At 69.7% G+C, this 14,828-nt stretch carries 15 protein-coding genes; 7 read left to right on the plus strand and 8 right to left on the minus strand.

The genetic code is table 11. The features are described from left to right. Nucleotides 1-104 precede the first annotated feature (104 nt). From LN042_RS27585 to LN042_RS27595, 3 genes are all read right to left on the minus strand, one after another. Complete coding sequence (locus LN042_RS27585) at nucleotides 105-428, minus strand: nuclear transport factor 2 family protein (protein ID WP_230054104.1); 324 nt, start codon at nucleotides 426-428, stop codon at nucleotides 105-107. Nucleotides 429-503: 75 nt separating this feature from the next. After that, nucleotides 504-1,931 carry an ATP-binding protein gene (locus LN042_RS27590; protein ID WP_230054105.1) on the minus strand — a complete coding sequence of 476 codons (1,428 nt, stop codon included), beginning with the start codon at nucleotides 1,929-1,931 and terminating at the stop codon, nucleotides 504-506. 96 nt (nucleotides 1,932-2,027) lie between these two features. After that, nucleotides 2,028-2,510, minus strand: a complete 483-nt coding sequence (locus tag LN042_RS27595; RefSeq protein WP_230054106.1) for a carboxymuconolactone decarboxylase family protein — start codon at nucleotides 2,508-2,510, stop codon at nucleotides 2,028-2,030. A 195-nt stretch (nucleotides 2,511-2,705) separates the two neighbouring features. Here LN042_RS27595 and LN042_RS27600 point away from each other — a divergent pair, with 195 nt between their 5' ends. Both LN042_RS27600 and LN042_RS27605 read left to right on the plus strand, forming a co-directional pair. After that, nucleotides 2,706-2,996, plus strand: coding sequence for a hypothetical protein (locus tag LN042_RS27600; protein ID WP_230054107.1), 291 nt, complete (start codon nucleotides 2,706-2,708; stop codon nucleotides 2,994-2,996). A gap of 77 nt (nucleotides 2,997-3,073) precedes the next feature. Beyond that, complete coding sequence (locus LN042_RS27605; RefSeq protein ID WP_230054108.1) at nucleotides 3,074-3,247, plus strand: hypothetical protein; 174 nt, start codon at nucleotides 3,074-3,076, stop codon at nucleotides 3,245-3,247. A 26-nt stretch (nucleotides 3,248-3,273) separates the two neighbouring features. Here the strand turns inward: LN042_RS27605 and LN042_RS27610 are convergent, their stop codons facing one another. The 3 genes from LN042_RS27610 to LN042_RS27620 all read right to left on the minus strand — a co-directional run bounded on the left by LN042_RS27610 (nucleotide 3,274) and on the right by LN042_RS27620 (nucleotide 4,943). Beyond that, nucleotides 3,274-3,774, minus strand: a complete 501-nt coding sequence (locus tag LN042_RS27610) for a peptidylprolyl isomerase (protein ID WP_230054109.1) — start codon at nucleotides 3,772-3,774, stop codon at nucleotides 3,274-3,276. 123 nt (nucleotides 3,775-3,897) lie between these two features. Beyond that, nucleotides 3,898-4,623, minus strand: coding sequence for a DUF2625 family protein (locus tag LN042_RS27615; protein WP_230054110.1), 726 nt, complete (start codon nucleotides 4,621-4,623; stop codon nucleotides 3,898-3,900). Nucleotides 4,624-4,721: 98 nt separating this feature from the next. Next, nucleotides 4,722-4,943 carry a hypothetical protein gene (locus tag LN042_RS27620; RefSeq protein ID WP_230054111.1) on the minus strand — a complete coding sequence of 74 codons (222 nt, stop codon included), beginning with the start codon at nucleotides 4,941-4,943 and terminating at the stop codon, nucleotides 4,722-4,724. A 187-nt stretch (nucleotides 4,944-5,130) separates the two neighbouring features. On the opposite strand from LN042_RS27620, the gene LN042_RS27625 reads away from it, so the two are divergent. Next, a complete protein-coding gene (locus LN042_RS27625) occupies nucleotides 5,131-6,093 on the plus strand; it encodes a helix-turn-helix domain-containing protein (RefSeq protein WP_230054112.1) in 963 nt (320 codons plus the stop codon). Between the two features lie 7 nt (nucleotides 6,094-6,100). Continuing rightward, on the plus strand, nucleotides 6,101-6,298 hold the full coding sequence (locus tag LN042_RS27630) for a DUF397 domain-containing protein (protein ID WP_230054113.1): 198 nt from the start codon (nucleotides 6,101-6,103) through the stop codon (nucleotides 6,296-6,298). A 536-nt stretch (nucleotides 6,299-6,834) separates the two neighbouring features. On the opposite strand, the gene LN042_RS27635 is transcribed toward LN042_RS27630, so the two are convergent. Further along, nucleotides 6,835-7,062 (minus strand): hypothetical protein, encoded by a 228-nt coding sequence (locus tag LN042_RS27635; protein ID WP_230054114.1) that lies wholly within the window; start codon nucleotides 7,060-7,062, stop codon nucleotides 6,835-6,837. A gap of 127 nt (nucleotides 7,063-7,189) precedes the next feature. On the opposite strand from LN042_RS27635, the gene LN042_RS27640 reads away from it, so the two are divergent. The 3 genes from LN042_RS27640 (at nucleotide 7,190) to LN042_RS37835 (ending at nucleotide 13,653) form a co-directional block, all read left to right on the plus strand. Further along, nucleotides 7,190-10,252 (plus strand): AfsR/SARP family transcriptional regulator, encoded by a 3,063-nt coding sequence (locus tag LN042_RS27640; protein ID WP_230054115.1) that lies wholly within the window; start codon nucleotides 7,190-7,192, stop codon nucleotides 10,250-10,252. A gap of 601 nt (nucleotides 10,253-10,853) precedes the next feature. Next, on the plus strand, nucleotides 10,854-11,540 hold the full coding sequence (locus LN042_RS27645) for a class I SAM-dependent methyltransferase (protein WP_230054116.1): 687 nt from the start codon (nucleotides 10,854-10,856) through the stop codon (nucleotides 11,538-11,540). A gap of 121 nt (nucleotides 11,541-11,661) precedes the next feature. After that, nucleotides 11,662-13,653 (plus strand): ATP-binding SpoIIE family protein phosphatase, encoded by a 1,992-nt coding sequence (locus tag LN042_RS37835; protein WP_230054117.1) that lies wholly within the window; start codon nucleotides 11,662-11,664, stop codon nucleotides 13,651-13,653. A gap of 186 nt (nucleotides 13,654-13,839) precedes the next feature. On the opposite strand, the gene LN042_RS27655 is transcribed toward LN042_RS37835, so the two are convergent. After that, a complete protein-coding gene (locus tag LN042_RS27655) occupies nucleotides 13,840-14,790 on the minus strand; it encodes a hydrogen peroxide-inducible genes activator (RefSeq protein WP_230054163.1) in 951 nt (316 codons plus the stop codon). Between the last annotated feature and the right edge of the window lie 38 nt (nucleotides 14,791-14,828).

Below are 14,828 nucleotides of genomic sequence, written 5' to 3' on the forward strand. Positions count from 1 at the left end.
ACACGGTGGGCCGCCCCGACCCGTTCCCGCCCGCGCATCCGCAGCCGCCCGGCCCCGCCTGTTCCTGCCTGCGGGCTCATGACTGCCCGGTCACGCCTGCCCGGTCACGCCTGCCCGGTCTCGAAGCGGGTCACCTTGCCGTCCTCGACGGTGAACCGCCAGGCGGTCCGCATCTCGCCCCAGGTCTCGTTGCGGAAGTTCGCCACCAGCGCCCGACCGCCGTCCGACTCCGACTGCACCTCCATGTGCCCGTGCGAGTCGAAGATCTCCCGGTCGATCCACGCCTCCAGCTCCCGGTCCGAGCCGTCGTCCGACATCGTCGCGTCCGGCGCCAACAGCTCCAGGAACGCCGCCCGGTCACCGGCGTTGACCGCGGTCACCACCGCCCGCACGATGGGGTCGGACAGCTTGGCTGGTGCGATGGTCATCTGACGCCTCCTCAGGTCCTCGTGGTACGGCAACCATGACACGGCGGCGCCCGATCCCCCGCGGATCACCGAGCGCTACCGGTCATCCCACGCCGTCAACAACTCCTCCGGCCCAACGTGCCGCACCCCGGGTGCGCTGCACCCGCTCCGCGCGACCGCGAGCAACGGAACGTCCGCATCGGCGCCGGGCAACCGGGAGCGGTGAACCGTCAGCTCTGCCAGGTCGTGCGCGTCGAACGGCCGACGCTCCTGCCACTTGATCGACCCGACCGCGGTGATCCGACCGGCGACCGGGGAGCGGTCGGCCGCGACCAGGTCGATCTCGACGTCGTTGCTGCGGGTCCAGTAGCCGCCGACGGCACCGGTGCCCTCCGGCAGCACGTCAGGTCCGAGCCGGTGCAGCGCTTCCCGGATCACCGGCTCGATCGCGCGTCCCCGCCACGCCGTCCAGTCCTTCTTGATCCGCGCCAGCACCAAGTCACCGCGTCCGCGCTCGATTTCGGGGAGGTACGGCCCCAGGAAGCGCAGCCAGAAGCGCAGATGGGGATCGGCGACCAGGTAGCGGGTCTCCTTGGAGGGCTGCGTGGAGAGCGGGCTGGTCGCTGCCACGACCCGCTTGGCGGCCAGCAGTTGGAGCGCACGCGCGAGTGAGGCCTGCGCGAGTCCGCCGGCGGCCCGCCCGATCAACGTGAAGGTCCGCTCGCCCGAGCCGACGGCGGACAGCACCTGCCGCGCCTGCGCCTCCACCGGGAACTCCGCGGCCAGTGAGCGCTCCGCGCTGACCAGCAGGGCGGAGGTCGGATCCCGCACCGCGTCCTCGAGGTAGTCGAAGACGGTCGCCCCGGTCGGCCACTCCTCGAGCACCAGCGGCAGACCGCCGCTGACCAGGTAGGCGTCGAAGGCATCCTGGGCGGGCAGTCGCAGTATCCGCCCGACCGCAGCGGGATCCAGCGGCAACACCACCATCTCACTCGCCCTCTGGTGGAACGGCCGCCCGTACTGGTTGAGCGATTCCATCATCGCGAGGTCCGAGCCGATGCCGATCACCAGCACCCGGCGCCTGGCGAACTCGCGATCGAACAGCTTCTGCAGCGCGCCCTCGAACCCGGGGTCATTGGCGATCAGGTACGGCAACTCGTCGAGAACCACGATGCTCGGGCCATCGGCCGGAAGCGCAGTGGCCAGGAGAGCGAACGCCGCATCCCAATCCCGCGGCGCCTGCCCCTGGAAGATCTCCGCTCCGGGAAGCGAAGAGACCGCCACCGCTTCGGTGAACAGCCGGAGGTCATCGGCCAGGGTGGGGCGCGCTGATGCGGTGAAGAACAGGTGGGGCACCTTGGCGCGCTCGACGAACTCCTCCGCCAGCCGCGATTTGCCGACCCGCCGCCGGCCCCGCATCAGCACAGCCCGCCCTGGGCGCCCGGCCCTGCCTCCCTCCCGGACACGCTGGAGAAGGCCGGAGAGCTGCCGAAGCTCGCGGTCGCGGCCGATGAAGTCGTCCATGGCCACATACTCCCAGAAAAGTTACTCTCACCAGCGAGAGTATCATTGGTGAGAGTGTTGCACCCCACAGCGGATGGAAGGAGTGCTCGGCCAGGCCTACCCCAGCTGGCCGACCTGGTAGTCGCCGGCGGGCTGCTGGACGATCACGTTCAGCCGGTTGAAGGCGTTGATGACGGCGATCTGGGCGACCAGGGCGGCGAGCTGCTCCGCGTCGTAGTACTTGGCCGCGTTCGCCCAGACCTCGTCGGGGACCCCACCCGCCGCATCGGCGAGCCGGGTGCCCTGCTCCGCCAGCTCCAGCGCCGCCCGCTCGGCGTCGGTGAACACCGTCGCCTCCCGCCACGCCGCGACCAGGTTGAGCCGCACCGAGGTCTCACCGGCGGCCGCGGCCTCCTTGGTGTGCATGTCCAGGCAGCCGCCGCAGCCGTTGATCTGGCTGGCGCGGATCTTCACCAGCTCCTGCGTGGCAGCCGGCAGGGTCGAACCCGCCAGCTCCTTGCCCGCCGCGATGAGGTGCTTCACGGCCTTGCCCGCCACCGGGCTGCCGAGGATCTCCATGACGTTCAAACGGGCGCTCATCGTCTGCTCCTCATGTCGTCGCCACTGTCGCTCGCCACTTGGTTCGCGACTGCCTTGCACACACGAGACACCGCGGCTCGGCCGGCTGTGACAAGTGCGAGCGTGTGACGTGCGTCTCTCCCCCGGTTCACGGCGTCGGCGTACGCCGCCGGCATCGGTGGACGACTCGTGGTCGACAGGCATCAGCTTGGTTCCATGGCGGACGCGACGAGCAAGGTCGTCCAGCAGGCCCGCGACCGGCTCGCCGCCCTGGCCGCAGCCGGCGGAACGACCACCGGCGGCCAGGTCGCCATGCTCGTGGAACGGCAGCCCACGCCGGAGCAGATGGTGGAACGCGTAGCCGAGGGCCGTCGACTGCTGCGGGCGCACTTCGGCATGACCCTCACCGACGATGAACTCGACCACGGACCCGACCTGCTGCGGCGCGTGTACGACATCGCCGCAGAGGACGTTCGGGACGAGCTCCCCCCGAGGCCTACCGGGTGATCCTTCCCAGCAGCAGCTCCCTAACCACGCCGGCTGCCGGCCACCGGTCGTGCCCGTCTCCACCCTGATCGTCGCCGGTGGCCGGCCTGGTTAGCGATGGCCATGGCGGCCCCGACATCGCTCAGGCCATCGCGACCTGCCTGCCCACCCCGCTGCGCCCCACGCAGCACCTCGTCCTGACGGCCGACCAGGAGCTCTACCCCCCGGGCATCGCCACCGTCGACATCGACGACCCGCGCCTGGAGTCGTAGCAGCCCCGCTCCCGCCGGGCCCCGGACTAGACGATCGTCGCCTTGGTGATCACGATGTCGTCGACCGGGACGTCCGAGTGGCCGCCCTTGCTGGTGGTTCGGACGGTCCCCAACTCGTCGACCACGTTCTTCCCCTCGACCACCTTGCCGAAGACGCAGTAGCCGAAGCCCTGCGGGTTCGGCGCGGTGTAGTCGAGGAAGTCGTTGTCGCTGAAGTTGATGAAGAACTGCGCGGTCGCGGAGTGCGGGTCGGGTGTCCGGGCCATCGCCACGGTGTACCGGAGGTTCTTCAGACCGTTGCCGGCCTCGTTCTTGACCGGCGGTTTGGTCGGCTTCTGCTTCATGCCGGGGAGGAAGCCACCGCCCTGGGCCATGAAGCCGGGGATGATCCGGTGGAAGATCGTGCCGTCGTAGTGCCCGTCGCGGACGTAGGCCAGGAAGTTCTCGACCGTCTCGGGGGCCTTCGCTTCGTCGAGCTCAAGGACGATGGCGCCTTGGGTGGTGTCGAGTTGGACCTTGGTGGACATGGGCGTTCCTTTCACGAGCCGTGCGACGTGGTTCGGCTCGAAGCCTGACCCCGCCGGGTGGGGCAGTCGACGACATTGCTCCGATCGTGGCGTGTCGTTCGGCCGGCCCCACCGAATCCCTTTTCAGGCCTCGCCGAGGAACCCCGGGTCGGCCGGGCCCAGGCGGCGAGCGAAGTCGGCGGCGATCCCGAGGAGCTCGCTCATCGGCACCGGGCGCCGGGTCGTGCCGGCGAGATCGGCGTGCGCCTCCTCGGACCACAGGAACGGGTACACCGCGATGCCCTGCGCGTGCGTCAGCGCTGCGGTCTCCTCGCGCCAGCCCGGCCAGCGCAGGCCTTCGTAGAACTGCTCCGACTTGCCGGCCAGCAGCCAGGAGACCCACGCGGAGTGGCCCATGTCCAGCGCTTCCCAGGCCAGCGTGTCCGGGGCGAAGTAGGTCAACTGCCCAGGGGCACCGGGACGGCCGGACGCCGCCGGGTCGTGGCCGTTCAGCGCGAACACCCCGCCGAGCACGTCCTGCCCGACGACCAGGCCGGCCGCGGGGTGCCACGCCGGGTCGAACGAGCCCGGGAACCCGTTCACCTGCGCCAGGCTCGGCAGCCCCCCGTCCGCCCGCGAACCGCCGCCGAACACCCGCACCCACCCGTCGTCCAGCACCAGCCCGCCGGTGTTCAGCGCCAAGCCGCCGAGCACCGAGCGCGCGGTGACCTGCATCTGCAGCAGGCTCCGGGCACCCTCCACCGGGTCGGCAGGCAGCACCCGCACGGGCACGGCACTCGCAGCCACCGCCCGTTGCAGCTCGGGCCACGCCGGGCCATCCACGTTCACCAGCTCATCGATCGCGCGCATCACGGCATCATCGCAACACCGTCAGCCCGGCCTCCTCGCCGGGCGGCGACAAGGCCCGGCTCCGCCCCGCACAGCTGCAGGACGGAGCCGCCCGACAGCTACGCGGCAGGGCTCACCGAGGGTGCCAGGCCATGGAGTTCGGCCAGGTGCTCACGCCACAGGATGCGGACGTCGACCGCGAACGACTCGTCGTCGTTCGCGAGGACGATCCTCTCCAGCGTTCGGAACCTCTGGCAGTCGGAGCACCCGGGCTGGGCCTCCGGGGGCAGCAACTCGCCACGCACGGCGGCGGCGATCGAGGGGGCGGGTTCCTGGGACATGGGCACTCCTCAGTGCGATCACGACCTGGGGTGGGCGCTTCTTGCGCGCCCGGAGACTTACTGCCGGGCAGCATCGGCTCACGTTGGTGCTGCCAAGACAGGACCTGACGAGACATCAGTGATTCGCGTCACTCCCACGGTAGAGCCAAGGGAGCACTATTGCTACCCATTGCGTAGTCACTCATTAGTGGAGAGCTGCCACGCTGGTTTGACTCAAGGACCTCAGTGGACCTCGTCGACGATCACGCGGCAGACTGGCGACACCCACAAGAAGGGGCTGGAACACATGCCGCCGCGATCAGCACCGACCCAGCGCCAGCTGCGCATTGGGGTCGAGATGCGAAAGATGCGCATGCTCGCGGGGATGACTCCACGGGACATGGCCGACGCCCTCGATACCGATACGACGAAGATCAGTCAGATCGAACTCGGGAGGTTCGGCGTCAGCCCGGATCGCATCCGCTCCTGGGCAGACGCCGCCAAGTGCACCAATGGACAGCTCATCGATGCCTTGGTGTCGATGGTTCAGGAGCGCCGAGGGAGGCGATGGTTCGACGAGTACCGCGAGCAGCTCCCATCCGGCTTCATCGACATCGCCGAGCTCGAGTACTACGCCGATCCTCGTCGTGGGCTCACTACCTGGGGAACGACCTACATCCCGGGGCTCGTCCAGACCAGCGGATACGCAGGCGGCGTCTTCGCCAGGGTCAGGCCCGCACTTCCGCGCCATGATCTGGAGGTCCGAACGGCGTTCCGAGTCATGCGCCAGCGCCTCGTCCTCGATGGCAAGCCGTACACCGCGTACATCCACGAAGCCGCGCTCCGCATGCAGTTCGGCGGACCGATCGTGCTCCGCGAACAACTGGCAAGCCTGCTCGACGACTCTGAGCGGCCGAACGTCTGCATCCGCGCAGTGCCGTTCGACATCGCCACCTTCCCGGGTGCCGGAGAGAACCACACCCTGGCGGCCGGCGCGATCCCCGAGCTCGACACCGTGCAGATCGACCTGACACGCGGCCCGCAGTTCATCCACCACGAACCCGATCTACGGGCCTACCGCACAATGATCGCGGAGATTGAGGAGAGCGCGCTCTCGCCTGAACGGTCCCGCGACTTCATCCACAAGCTGATGAAAGAACTGAAGGGCTAGGACCGCCATGTCCGACTGGCAGAAGTCATCGTTCAGCGGCAGCGCCAACGAGTGCGTCGAGGTCCGCACCGTGGAGGGCATGGTCGAGCTGCGCGAGTCCGACTCACCCGAGGTCATCGCCCGGACGACTCCCAAGAGGTGGGCGCGGTTCCTCCAGGGCGTCCGCGCCGGAGAGTTCGACCGGCACGGGGACTTCTCAGGTTGATCAACTCAACCAGTGCTGCGGGTAAAGCTTCAACGCGGGCGCCAAGTTGGTTCAACCGCACGAGAAGTCGACTCGACCGACGTTTCCGTGCCCCAGACGCAGGGCCTCACGGCTGTCATGCATCGCGCTGGATACTCCAACTGCCACCGCGCTGGTCCCACTACCGGGCGTTCGCGTCGACGTGGCGTGCCTGCTACCGCAAGCCGGTCCACCAATCGGTGCACTCGGCGATCAGTTGCGACAGCAAGCTGCATCGGCTTACTCAACTCGGATGGCATGACGATGCGGGCTGGAGACGCAGACAGCTACTCGAGACCCAGAGCACCCAGTCCGGTCAATATGAGAGCAAAACAACCTATTTACCCGACATTTGTACCAGGCTCTAGCATCCGCTCATCAGTTCAACTCGAGACCGCAACTGCCAGCCCCGGAAGCACGGAAAGCCCCAAGGAGTTCCCGGGGCTCCGTGCGCGTATCGTTGCCCAGACAGCTGGACGATGAGTTCAGGCCAAAGTCAGCTCGTGCAACACCGCAGGTCAGTGAGTGCTGATGATGGCACCCTTGGGGCCCACGGAGCTGAGATCAGGCTCCTCGGTGGAGGTCGGAGCAGTGACTGTGGGCCGGTGGGCCGCATCAGTAGTGGGCTCATCAGGCTCAATGTGCTGGTCGGCAGCCTGTGCTGTCGTCTGGACGGCACCGGCCAGAGTTGCCTCCGCCTCATCGGTCTGCTCGGGGAGAGCGATCGAAGTCTCGTTGTCGGCCATAGCCGGACCACCTCTCAAGGGGTGTGCACTGAACCGCCCCGGTCGGTCTGCCCGCGGCGTGGGGACAGTATCGTAGGGCTCGTTAAATGTCTTATAAACGGCCCTCCTAGTGCACAATCTGCCCCTTTTGCCCTTCCTGACCTGGCATTACAGCCTGAGCATGGAGGGCAGCACTTCGAGGTTCGAAGTATCCGGCCTTCGGGGGACCCTCATGGAGCTTCAGGTAACGCCGCACAATGCCGTGCTGCGCTTCCAGGTGCTCGGACCCGTCCAGGCATGGCGTGACGGGCAGTCACTCGCACTTGGTTCACCGCAGCAGCAGGCCGTGCTCAGCACATTGCTGCTGCACCGTGGTCGACCCGTCACCACTCAAGAGTTGGTGGACGGCCTCTGGGGCGACCGCCCGCCGCCGCAGGCGGTGGCTGCTCTACGCACGTACATCTCCCGCTTGCGAACCGTCATCGAGCCTGGACGAGAGGCACGGACCCCCGCGCGGCTACTGGTTTCAGTGCGAGACGGCTACGCCTTGCACATTCCGGACGAGTCGCTCGATCTAGCGGTCTTCGAGTCGCTGCTCGCCGAGGCGGCTCTTGGCCGTCAGGAAGGCAGCCTGGAGAAAGCTCACCAACTGCTGAACTCCGCAGTCGCACTGTGGAGTGGCCAACCACTGGCCGGCCTCCCTGGCCCGTACGCAGATGCCCAGCGGCAGAGCCTGATAGAGCTCCACATAGCAGCCCGAGAGGAGCGCTGCGCGGTTGCACTTGAGATCGGGTTGCACGCCGAGATCGTCTCGGAACTGAACCACCTCACCTCGGAGCATCCACTGCGTGAGCGCCTGCGGGAGCTGCTCATGCTGGCGCTGTACCGCGGCGGCCGGCAGGCTGATGCGCTCAACGTTTATTCGGCAACCCGGAAGCTACTGATCGACGAGCTCGGCGTGGAGCCCGGCGCCGGTTTGGCCGCTATGCACTCGCGGATCCTCTCGGCCGATCCGACACTGATGAATTCACTTGGGGAGTCGCGAATTCCGGTCAGTGACTCCGCAGCAGTTGCAACCCCCACCCCACCAGCCCAGCTGCCCGCTGACGTCTCCGACTTCAGTGGACGAACCGCGCTTGTCTCGGATCTACGCGCGCTGCTACAAGGCGCCTCCGGCCAGGCGGTCGTGGTGACTTCGCTGGCAGGCATCGGAGGCGTCGGCAAGACCACTCTGGCCGTTCACGTCGCCCACAGCGTGCGCTCCGAGTTCCCAGACGGGCAGCTCTACGTGGACCTCCGTGGGGTCAGTGCGACCCCTGCCGACCCCGCCGTCGTCCTGGGCGACTTCCTCTTCGCCCTCGGCACGACCGAACCCCCGGAGTCCTTCGAGCAGCGCGTCGCGCTCTACCGCTCGACACTGGCTGACCGGCGCATGCTGATCATGCTCGACAACGCCCATGACGTTCAGCAGGTCACCCCGCTGATCCCCGGTGTAGCCGGGTGCGCGGTGCTGGTCACCAGCCGTTCCCGACTGGCCGGCATCCCGGGCGCCCACCTGTTCGACGTCGAGGAGCTCACCCCCGAGGAGGCGCTTCAGCTCTTCGGCGCAATCGCCGGGCAGCACCGGGTGGAGGCCGAGCCCGACGCAGCCATGGCCGTGGTCACCTCGTGCGGGTTCCTGCCACTCGCGGTCCGTATCGCGGCCGCCCGACTGGCCAGCCGCCCGCGCTGGACTGTCGCGGATCTCGCTCGACGGTTAGCTGACCAGCGGCGCCGCCTGGACGAGTTGCAACTGGGCAACCTCGCGGTCGAAACCACTCTGGGTCTCGGCTACGGGCAGCTCAGCCCTGCCGAGGCGCGCGCCTTCCGCCTGCTCGCCCTGGTGGACTGCCCCGATCTGCCGCTCTCCGCCGTTGCCGCGCTGCTCGGCACCTCCGAGGACGAGGCCGAGGAGATCGCCGAGGCGCTGGTTGAAGCGAACATGCTGGAGTGCTTCACCCCTGGGCGCTACCGGTACCACGACCTGCTGCGGCTGTTCGCGCAGAAGCAGCGGGAGAAGTTCCCCGATCTGGCGGGGACTCAGGCGGCGCTGCTGCGGCTGCTCGCATTGCTAGTGTCAACGGTGCGCAACGCCGCACAGGTTCTGGAGCCGGATGATCTGCCGATCGAATTGCTGCAACCTTCCCTGCATCCCGGCGAGCGCCTGTCGAGTGCAGACTCAGCCCGCGCCTGGCTGAGGACCGAACTCGCGCTCATGCTTAGCGCCATCGACGGCTCCTTCGAGGGTTCACCGGAGCTGCTGCGTACCGCAGTGGACCTCCTGATGACACTCAACACGTTGGTCGAGGAGCCGAACCACGCGGCGCGGATCCGGCGGACACTGGCAGCAGCCAACAGCGCGGCAGCCGAATGCTCCGACAACGCGGCGCTCGCCCGTGTGCGTTACTCCCTCGCCTTCTTCGCCTACATGACGGGCGACTACAAGGAGGCCGAACAGTCCTTCCGAGAGTGTCTTGCGCTGCTTGACGATGAGACCCATGGCATCCGCTCAGCTGCCAGCAGCGCGCTCGGCACTGTCCTGACAGCCAGTCGGCCCGCCGAGGCGCTCCCATTCCTGACTGATGCCCGTGACCTCTCAAATGCGCTGGCGGCGAATGGGAGCTCGGCACGTATCCAAGGCAACATCGCCCGCGTACACCTGATGCTCGGCCAGGAAGGCGCCGCCGTCGACTCGGCACGTGCCGCTGTAATACTGGCACGTGAGTCCGGAACCGCGCCGGCGCTCGCCGACACGCTGTACCAGCTTGGCGTGGTGCTCCGGGCCACCGGCTCGCCGGCCGAGGCCGCGCAGCACCTGGGTGAGGCTTACCGGCTGTACCAGGGCCAGCAGCAACGACTGCGCGAGGGACTCTCGCTCGCTCGCCTTGCCGACTGCCTGCTGGCCGATCAGCAGGTAGCGGAGGCCGCGGCGGCTGCTGAGGAAGCCCTGAAGATCGCTCAGGAGCTGGACTCCGCCGCCTACTGCCAAGGCCTGGCCAACGCCGCCCTGGGCGAGGCCCTCCTGCGCCTGGGCCACCCGTCCCGGGGGCTGGCGTGCCTCACCGAGGCCTACGAGGTGTTCACGCGGCTCGGTGTGCCCGAGGGCCAAGCAGTCCGGGTCCTCATTGACGAGCAGCACACCGAGCCTCCTTCTTCCTCCGCAGCGCCGTAGCCACCAGGGTGTCCCCCGACGGAGCCCCCGCGCTCCGCCCTCCCCCGATTCCCTGGTGCTCCCCCGGTCCCCCCTGGGAAGCGCTGTTCCCCCCGATGAGTGGAGCCCCCGCAGCCCCCCGGCTGCGGGAGCACCTCTCCGCGCTTCCCCGGCGCTGAGAAGACTCTGACACTCGGGGATTGACGTTCAATAAACGACGGCGGCAACCCGTTCGGTCAGGCGTGCGGGGCGCGTGAGCAGGGGCGCACCACCCTGATCGCCCCGGTGTGCTACCGCGAGCAGGCCCGATGAGCCGTCCGGGTGGCCGCAATGCAACCCGAAAGGGGGGATCAGCCACGGATTGGCCGGAAACGGCCTCCATCACCGGGTGATCACGCATATTCTCAAAGGCCAGGTGGCACGCGCGGGCGTCAATACACAGGTGGCACGCGCGAGTGCCCCGTGCCCCGAGCAGGTGAGGACCGTTCGAGCGGGGCCAGCTGAGCAGGGACGGAGCGGGCGAAGGTCGGAGAGACGGGTGCGGCGGCGGAAAGGTGCCTCTCGAATCGTGACGACGGGACAGATATCGGATCCGGCCCGGGGTGTGGCGCGGCCTGGGCCCATGCGCCGCAGTGCTGCGCGCGCGCTGCAGGCGGTGGCCTTCGACGCGATCGGTACCCGGTACGGCGAGGCGTTCCCGGCCAAGAACGGCCAGCTCGCGGCGGGCCGTCGGCTGCTCGACGAGTTGGCGCCCGGCGACCGGGTGCTGGACATCGGCTGCGGCACCGGCGACCCGACCGTCCGCCAGCTCGCCGAGGCCGGCATGGCGGTGACCGCGATCGACCTGAGCGACGGCATGCTCTCGCTGGCTCGCCGCACCCTGCCCGGTGCCGCCGCCTACCACCGGATGGACCTGTACGACCTGTCCACCGACCGGGCCGAGAGCGCCTGGGGCGTGCCCGAGCTCGGGCCGGCCGGGGCGCGGAGCTTCGCGGCGGCCACCGCCTTCTTCTCGCTGATCATGCTGCCGCAGCAGGAGATAAGGGTGGCGCTCGGCCGGATCCGCAAGCTGCTGCGGCCGGGCGGCCTGCTGGTGCTGGGGTTGGTGGAGGCGGATCTGGACGACTGTCCGATGGTCTTCCTGGACCAGCAGCTGCGGATCAGCGGGTTCCTGCGCGAGGAGCTGGCCACGGCGCTGCACCGGGTGGGTTTCACCGTGGAGCAGCTGAACGGACGGCCGTACGCGCCGGCCTGCACCGCGCTGCCCCCGGAGGAGCAGCTCTTCCTGCACTGTCGACGGACCAACTGAGCCACTCCGAGCAGCACCTGGCACCCAGCACGCGACAGACCGCCAACGTCACCCACGCCACCAACGTCAGCCACGCCACCCACGCCACCACCGTCACCCCGACCAGTAAGAACAGGCAGCCGTGCTCGACCTTCCCTCCCCCCAGGCCGGCCGCTCCCCCGCCGTCCCGACCCAGCGTCACCCACCACCCGTCGCCGGCCTGCCCGCCGCCCCTGCCGGGACCGCACCCGACACGACGGCCACTCCCGCCACGACCGCACCCGCCACGACCGCCCCCGACCCCGCAGCGACCGCACCCGTCCCCGCCGCCCCTGCCGTCCCCGCCGTGCCCACCGGGATCGCACCCGACGCCTCCCAGCACCTACGGGTCCGGCAGGCGCTCACCGAGCGGCTGGCCTATCTGAACAACGCCACCCGGCAGATCACCACCAGCCTGGATCCGGCGGCCACGGTCCGCAGCCTGACCGGGGCCCTGGTCCCGTCGCTGGCCGACGCCGCGCTGGTGCACCTGTGCAGCTGGCGTCCCGACCCGGTGCGGGACCGGGAGCGCGAGGAGCCCCCGGAGCTGTCGCTGCACCGGGCCGTGGGGACCCGGTTGGGCGTCGGCAAGCCCGCGGTGGCGGTGCGGCCGGGTGGTGCGCTGGAGCGCCTGATGCGCGGCGAGACGGTGCCCGTTCCGGTGGTGCTGGGCAGCGCCGAGGGCGAGGAGCTGCGGCCTGCGCTGACCGAGCTGTACGGCGCCCGGTCGCTCGCCGCCCTGCCGCGCGGCACCGCCCTGCTCGCGCTGCCGCTGCAGGGCCGGGCGGCCGGAAAGGCGACCCAGCCACGGACCAGGAGGGCCGCCACCCCCGACCCGGAGTCGCTGCTCGGCGTGCTGGTGCTGCTCCGCCGGCCGGTGGCACCCGGCAAGGAGCCGGCCCGGTTCGATCCGACGGACACCCAGACGGCCGCCCACCTCGCCACCGTGGCGGGCCTGGCGGTGGACACCGCGCACCGCTACACCCGCGAGTCGGAGATCGCCGACGGCTTGCAGCGCAGCATGCTCCCGACCCATCTGCCGCAGCCGCACGGCGTCCGGCTGGCGCACCGGTACCTGCCGGGCGAGAGCGAGGCGCAGGTGGGCGGCGACTGGTACGACGCGATCCCGCTGCCCGGCAACCGGGTGGCGTTGATCGTCGGCGACGTGATGGGCCATTCACTGACCTCGGCCGCGATCATGGGGCAGCTGCGGACCAGTGCGCAGACGCTGGCGGCGCTGGACCTGCCGCCGCACGAGGTGCTCTACCACCTGGACGAGCAGGCGCAGCGGCTGGGCCGCGAGGAGCATCTGGCCACCTGTGTCTTCGCGGTCTACGACCCGATCGCCAACCGGATCGTGGTGGCCAACGCGGGGCACATGCCGCCTGCGCTGATCCATCCGGACGGCCGGGCCGAGCTGCTGGAGAACCTGCCGGCGGGCGCGCCGATCGGGGTGGGCGGGGTGGACTTCGCCTCCGCGGAGCTGGACGCACCGCCCGGCTCGGCGCTGCTGCTGTTCACCGACGGACTGGTGGAGAACCCGCGCCGGCCGATCAGCACCGGCCTGGAACGGCTGCGCCGACGGCTCTCCGCCACCCATCACCACTCCCCCGAGCAGATCTGCCAGGAGGCGCTGCGGATCCTGCCGCAGGCCGAACGGGCCGATGACATCGCACTGCTGGCGGCGGCCTTCGACGGGATCCCGGCGGAGGACGTGGCCTACTGGTACCTCCAGCCGCGCAATGAGACGCCCGGGCGGGCCCGCCGGCTGGCCGGTCACGCGCTGCGCCGCTGGGGCTTGGAGGAGCTGGCGGAGAGCACCGAGCTGATGGTCAGTGAGCTGGTGACCAACGCGGTGCAGCACGCCAAGAAACCGGTGACGCTGCGGTTGGTCCGCACCTCGGTGCTGCGCTGCGAGGTGGGGGACGACAGCCCGGCGCTGCCGCGTCGGCGGCGGCCCGGACCGCACGACGAGCGCGGGCGGGGCCTGGAGTTGGTGGCCAAGTGCGCGGACGGCTGGGGGGCAACCCGGTTGGGCGGTGGCAAGGTGGTCTGGTTCGAGCAGCGGTTGCCGTTCCGCCTGAAGCGCGGCTGACGGGCCGCCGACAAGACGGCCCGTCAGCCGGCAGTCAGCACGCGAAAAATTCAGCGGCGCAGCTTTCGCCCATCGAGCGGCGCCGCCTTCGCCACTTCAGCGGTGCCGCTTTCGCCACAGCGGGTGCGGCACCATCCGCGGGCCCAGGCGAATTGTCACCCGAACTGTCACCCGAACAGCGGTTTGCTAAGGGTTCACGATCCGCACCGGCAGATCGCAAAGCACACTCCGCAGCGAGTCGGCGAACCGGTCGTACTCGGCGGCCCGGGCCGAGCCCGGGCGGGTGGCCAGGCCGATCCGCCGGCCGGGCGCCGGGTCGGCGAACCGGACGGCGGCCAGCCGGTCGGCCCGCCCCGCCTCCACCTCCAGGGCGGTCGCGGGCAGCAGGGTCACCCCCAGGCCGCCGGCCACCAGCTGCACCAGGGTGGAGAGCCCGGCGGCCCGGGTGGAGCCGCCCGAGGGTTCCGCCCCGACCTCCCGGCACAGGTCGAGCGCCTGGTCCCGCAGGCAGTGCCCCTCCTCCAGCAGCAGCACCTCGAGGTCGAGCAGCGCGTCCCTGGGCACGTCGGTGCGCCCGGCCAGTTGGTGGTCAGGCGGAGTGAGCAGCACGAAGTCCTCGTCGAACAGCGGGATGTCCCGGGTCGGCGTGGTGCCGCCGGCCGGCAGGGCGAGCAGCAGCACGTCGAGCCGGCCGGCCGCCAGGCCGTCCAGCAGCGAGGGGGTGCGCTCCTCGTGCACGTGCAGGTCCAGGTCCGGGTAGCTCTCCCGGACCAGCCGCAGCACGGTGGGCAGCAGGTAGGGCGCGACGGTCGGGATCACCCCGAGGTGCAGCGGGCCGGTGAACGGCAGCCGGGCGGCCTCGACCTCCTCGGTGAGGCTGTTCAGCGCGGCCAGGGCCCGGCGCGCGTGGGCGGCCACCCGCTCCCCCAGTGGAGTGATGATGACTTTCCGTGTCGTACGCTCCACCAGCTGGGCGCCGAGCGCCTCCTCCAGGGCGGCCAGTGCTCCGGAGAGGGCCGGCTGACTGGTGCCGATGGCGTTGGCGGCCGCTCTGAAGTGCAGGTGTTCGGCCACGGCCACGAAGGCGCGCAGCTGGGCGACGCTGGGGGTGCGGGGTCTCTGCGAGGGGGTATTGATAGCTCTCTCCGATCAGATGCATCGAGTCTAGCTATTTC

The organism is Kitasatospora humi, assembly GCF_020907985.1.
GTDB classification, from domain to species: domain Bacteria; phylum Actinomycetota; class Actinomycetes; order Streptomycetales; family Streptomycetaceae; genus Kitasatospora; species Kitasatospora humi.

Coding starts and splice junctions, on each gene's coding strand:
- LN042_RS27590 (WP_230054105.1), bottom strand. CDS start 1,931: ATGGACGACTTCATCGGCCGCGACCGCGAGCTTCGGCAGCTCTCCGGC.
- LN042_RS27620 (WP_230054111.1), bottom strand. CDS start 4,943: ATGTCCCAGGAACCCGCCCCCTCGATCGCCGCCGCCGTGCGTGGCGAG.
- LN042_RS27615 (WP_230054110.1), bottom strand. CDS start 4,623: ATGCGCGCGATCGATGAGCTGGTGAACGTGGATGGCCCGGCGTGGCCC.
- LN042_RS27645 (WP_230054116.1), top strand. CDS start 10,854: ATGCGCCGCAGTGCTGCGCGCGCGCTGCAGGCGGTGGCCTTCGACGCG.
- LN042_RS27610 (WP_230054109.1), bottom strand. CDS start 3,774: ATGTCCACCAAGGTCCAACTCGACACCACCCAAGGCGCCATCGTCCTT.
- LN042_RS27630 (WP_230054113.1), top strand. CDS start 6,101: ATGTCCGACTGGCAGAAGTCATCGTTCAGCGGCAGCGCCAACGAGTGC.
- LN042_RS27595 (WP_230054106.1), bottom strand. CDS start 2,510: ATGAGCGCCCGTTTGAACGTCATGGAGATCCTCGGCAGCCCGGTGGCG.
- LN042_RS27635 (WP_230054114.1), bottom strand. CDS start 7,062: ATGGCCGACAACGAGACTTCGATCGCTCTCCCCGAGCAGACCGATGAG.
- LN042_RS27600 (WP_230054107.1), top strand. CDS start 2,706: ATGGCGGACGCGACGAGCAAGGTCGTCCAGCAGGCCCGCGACCGGCTC.
- LN042_RS27585 (WP_230054104.1), bottom strand. CDS start 428: ATGACCATCGCACCAGCCAAGCTGTCCGACCCCATCGTGCGGGCGGTG.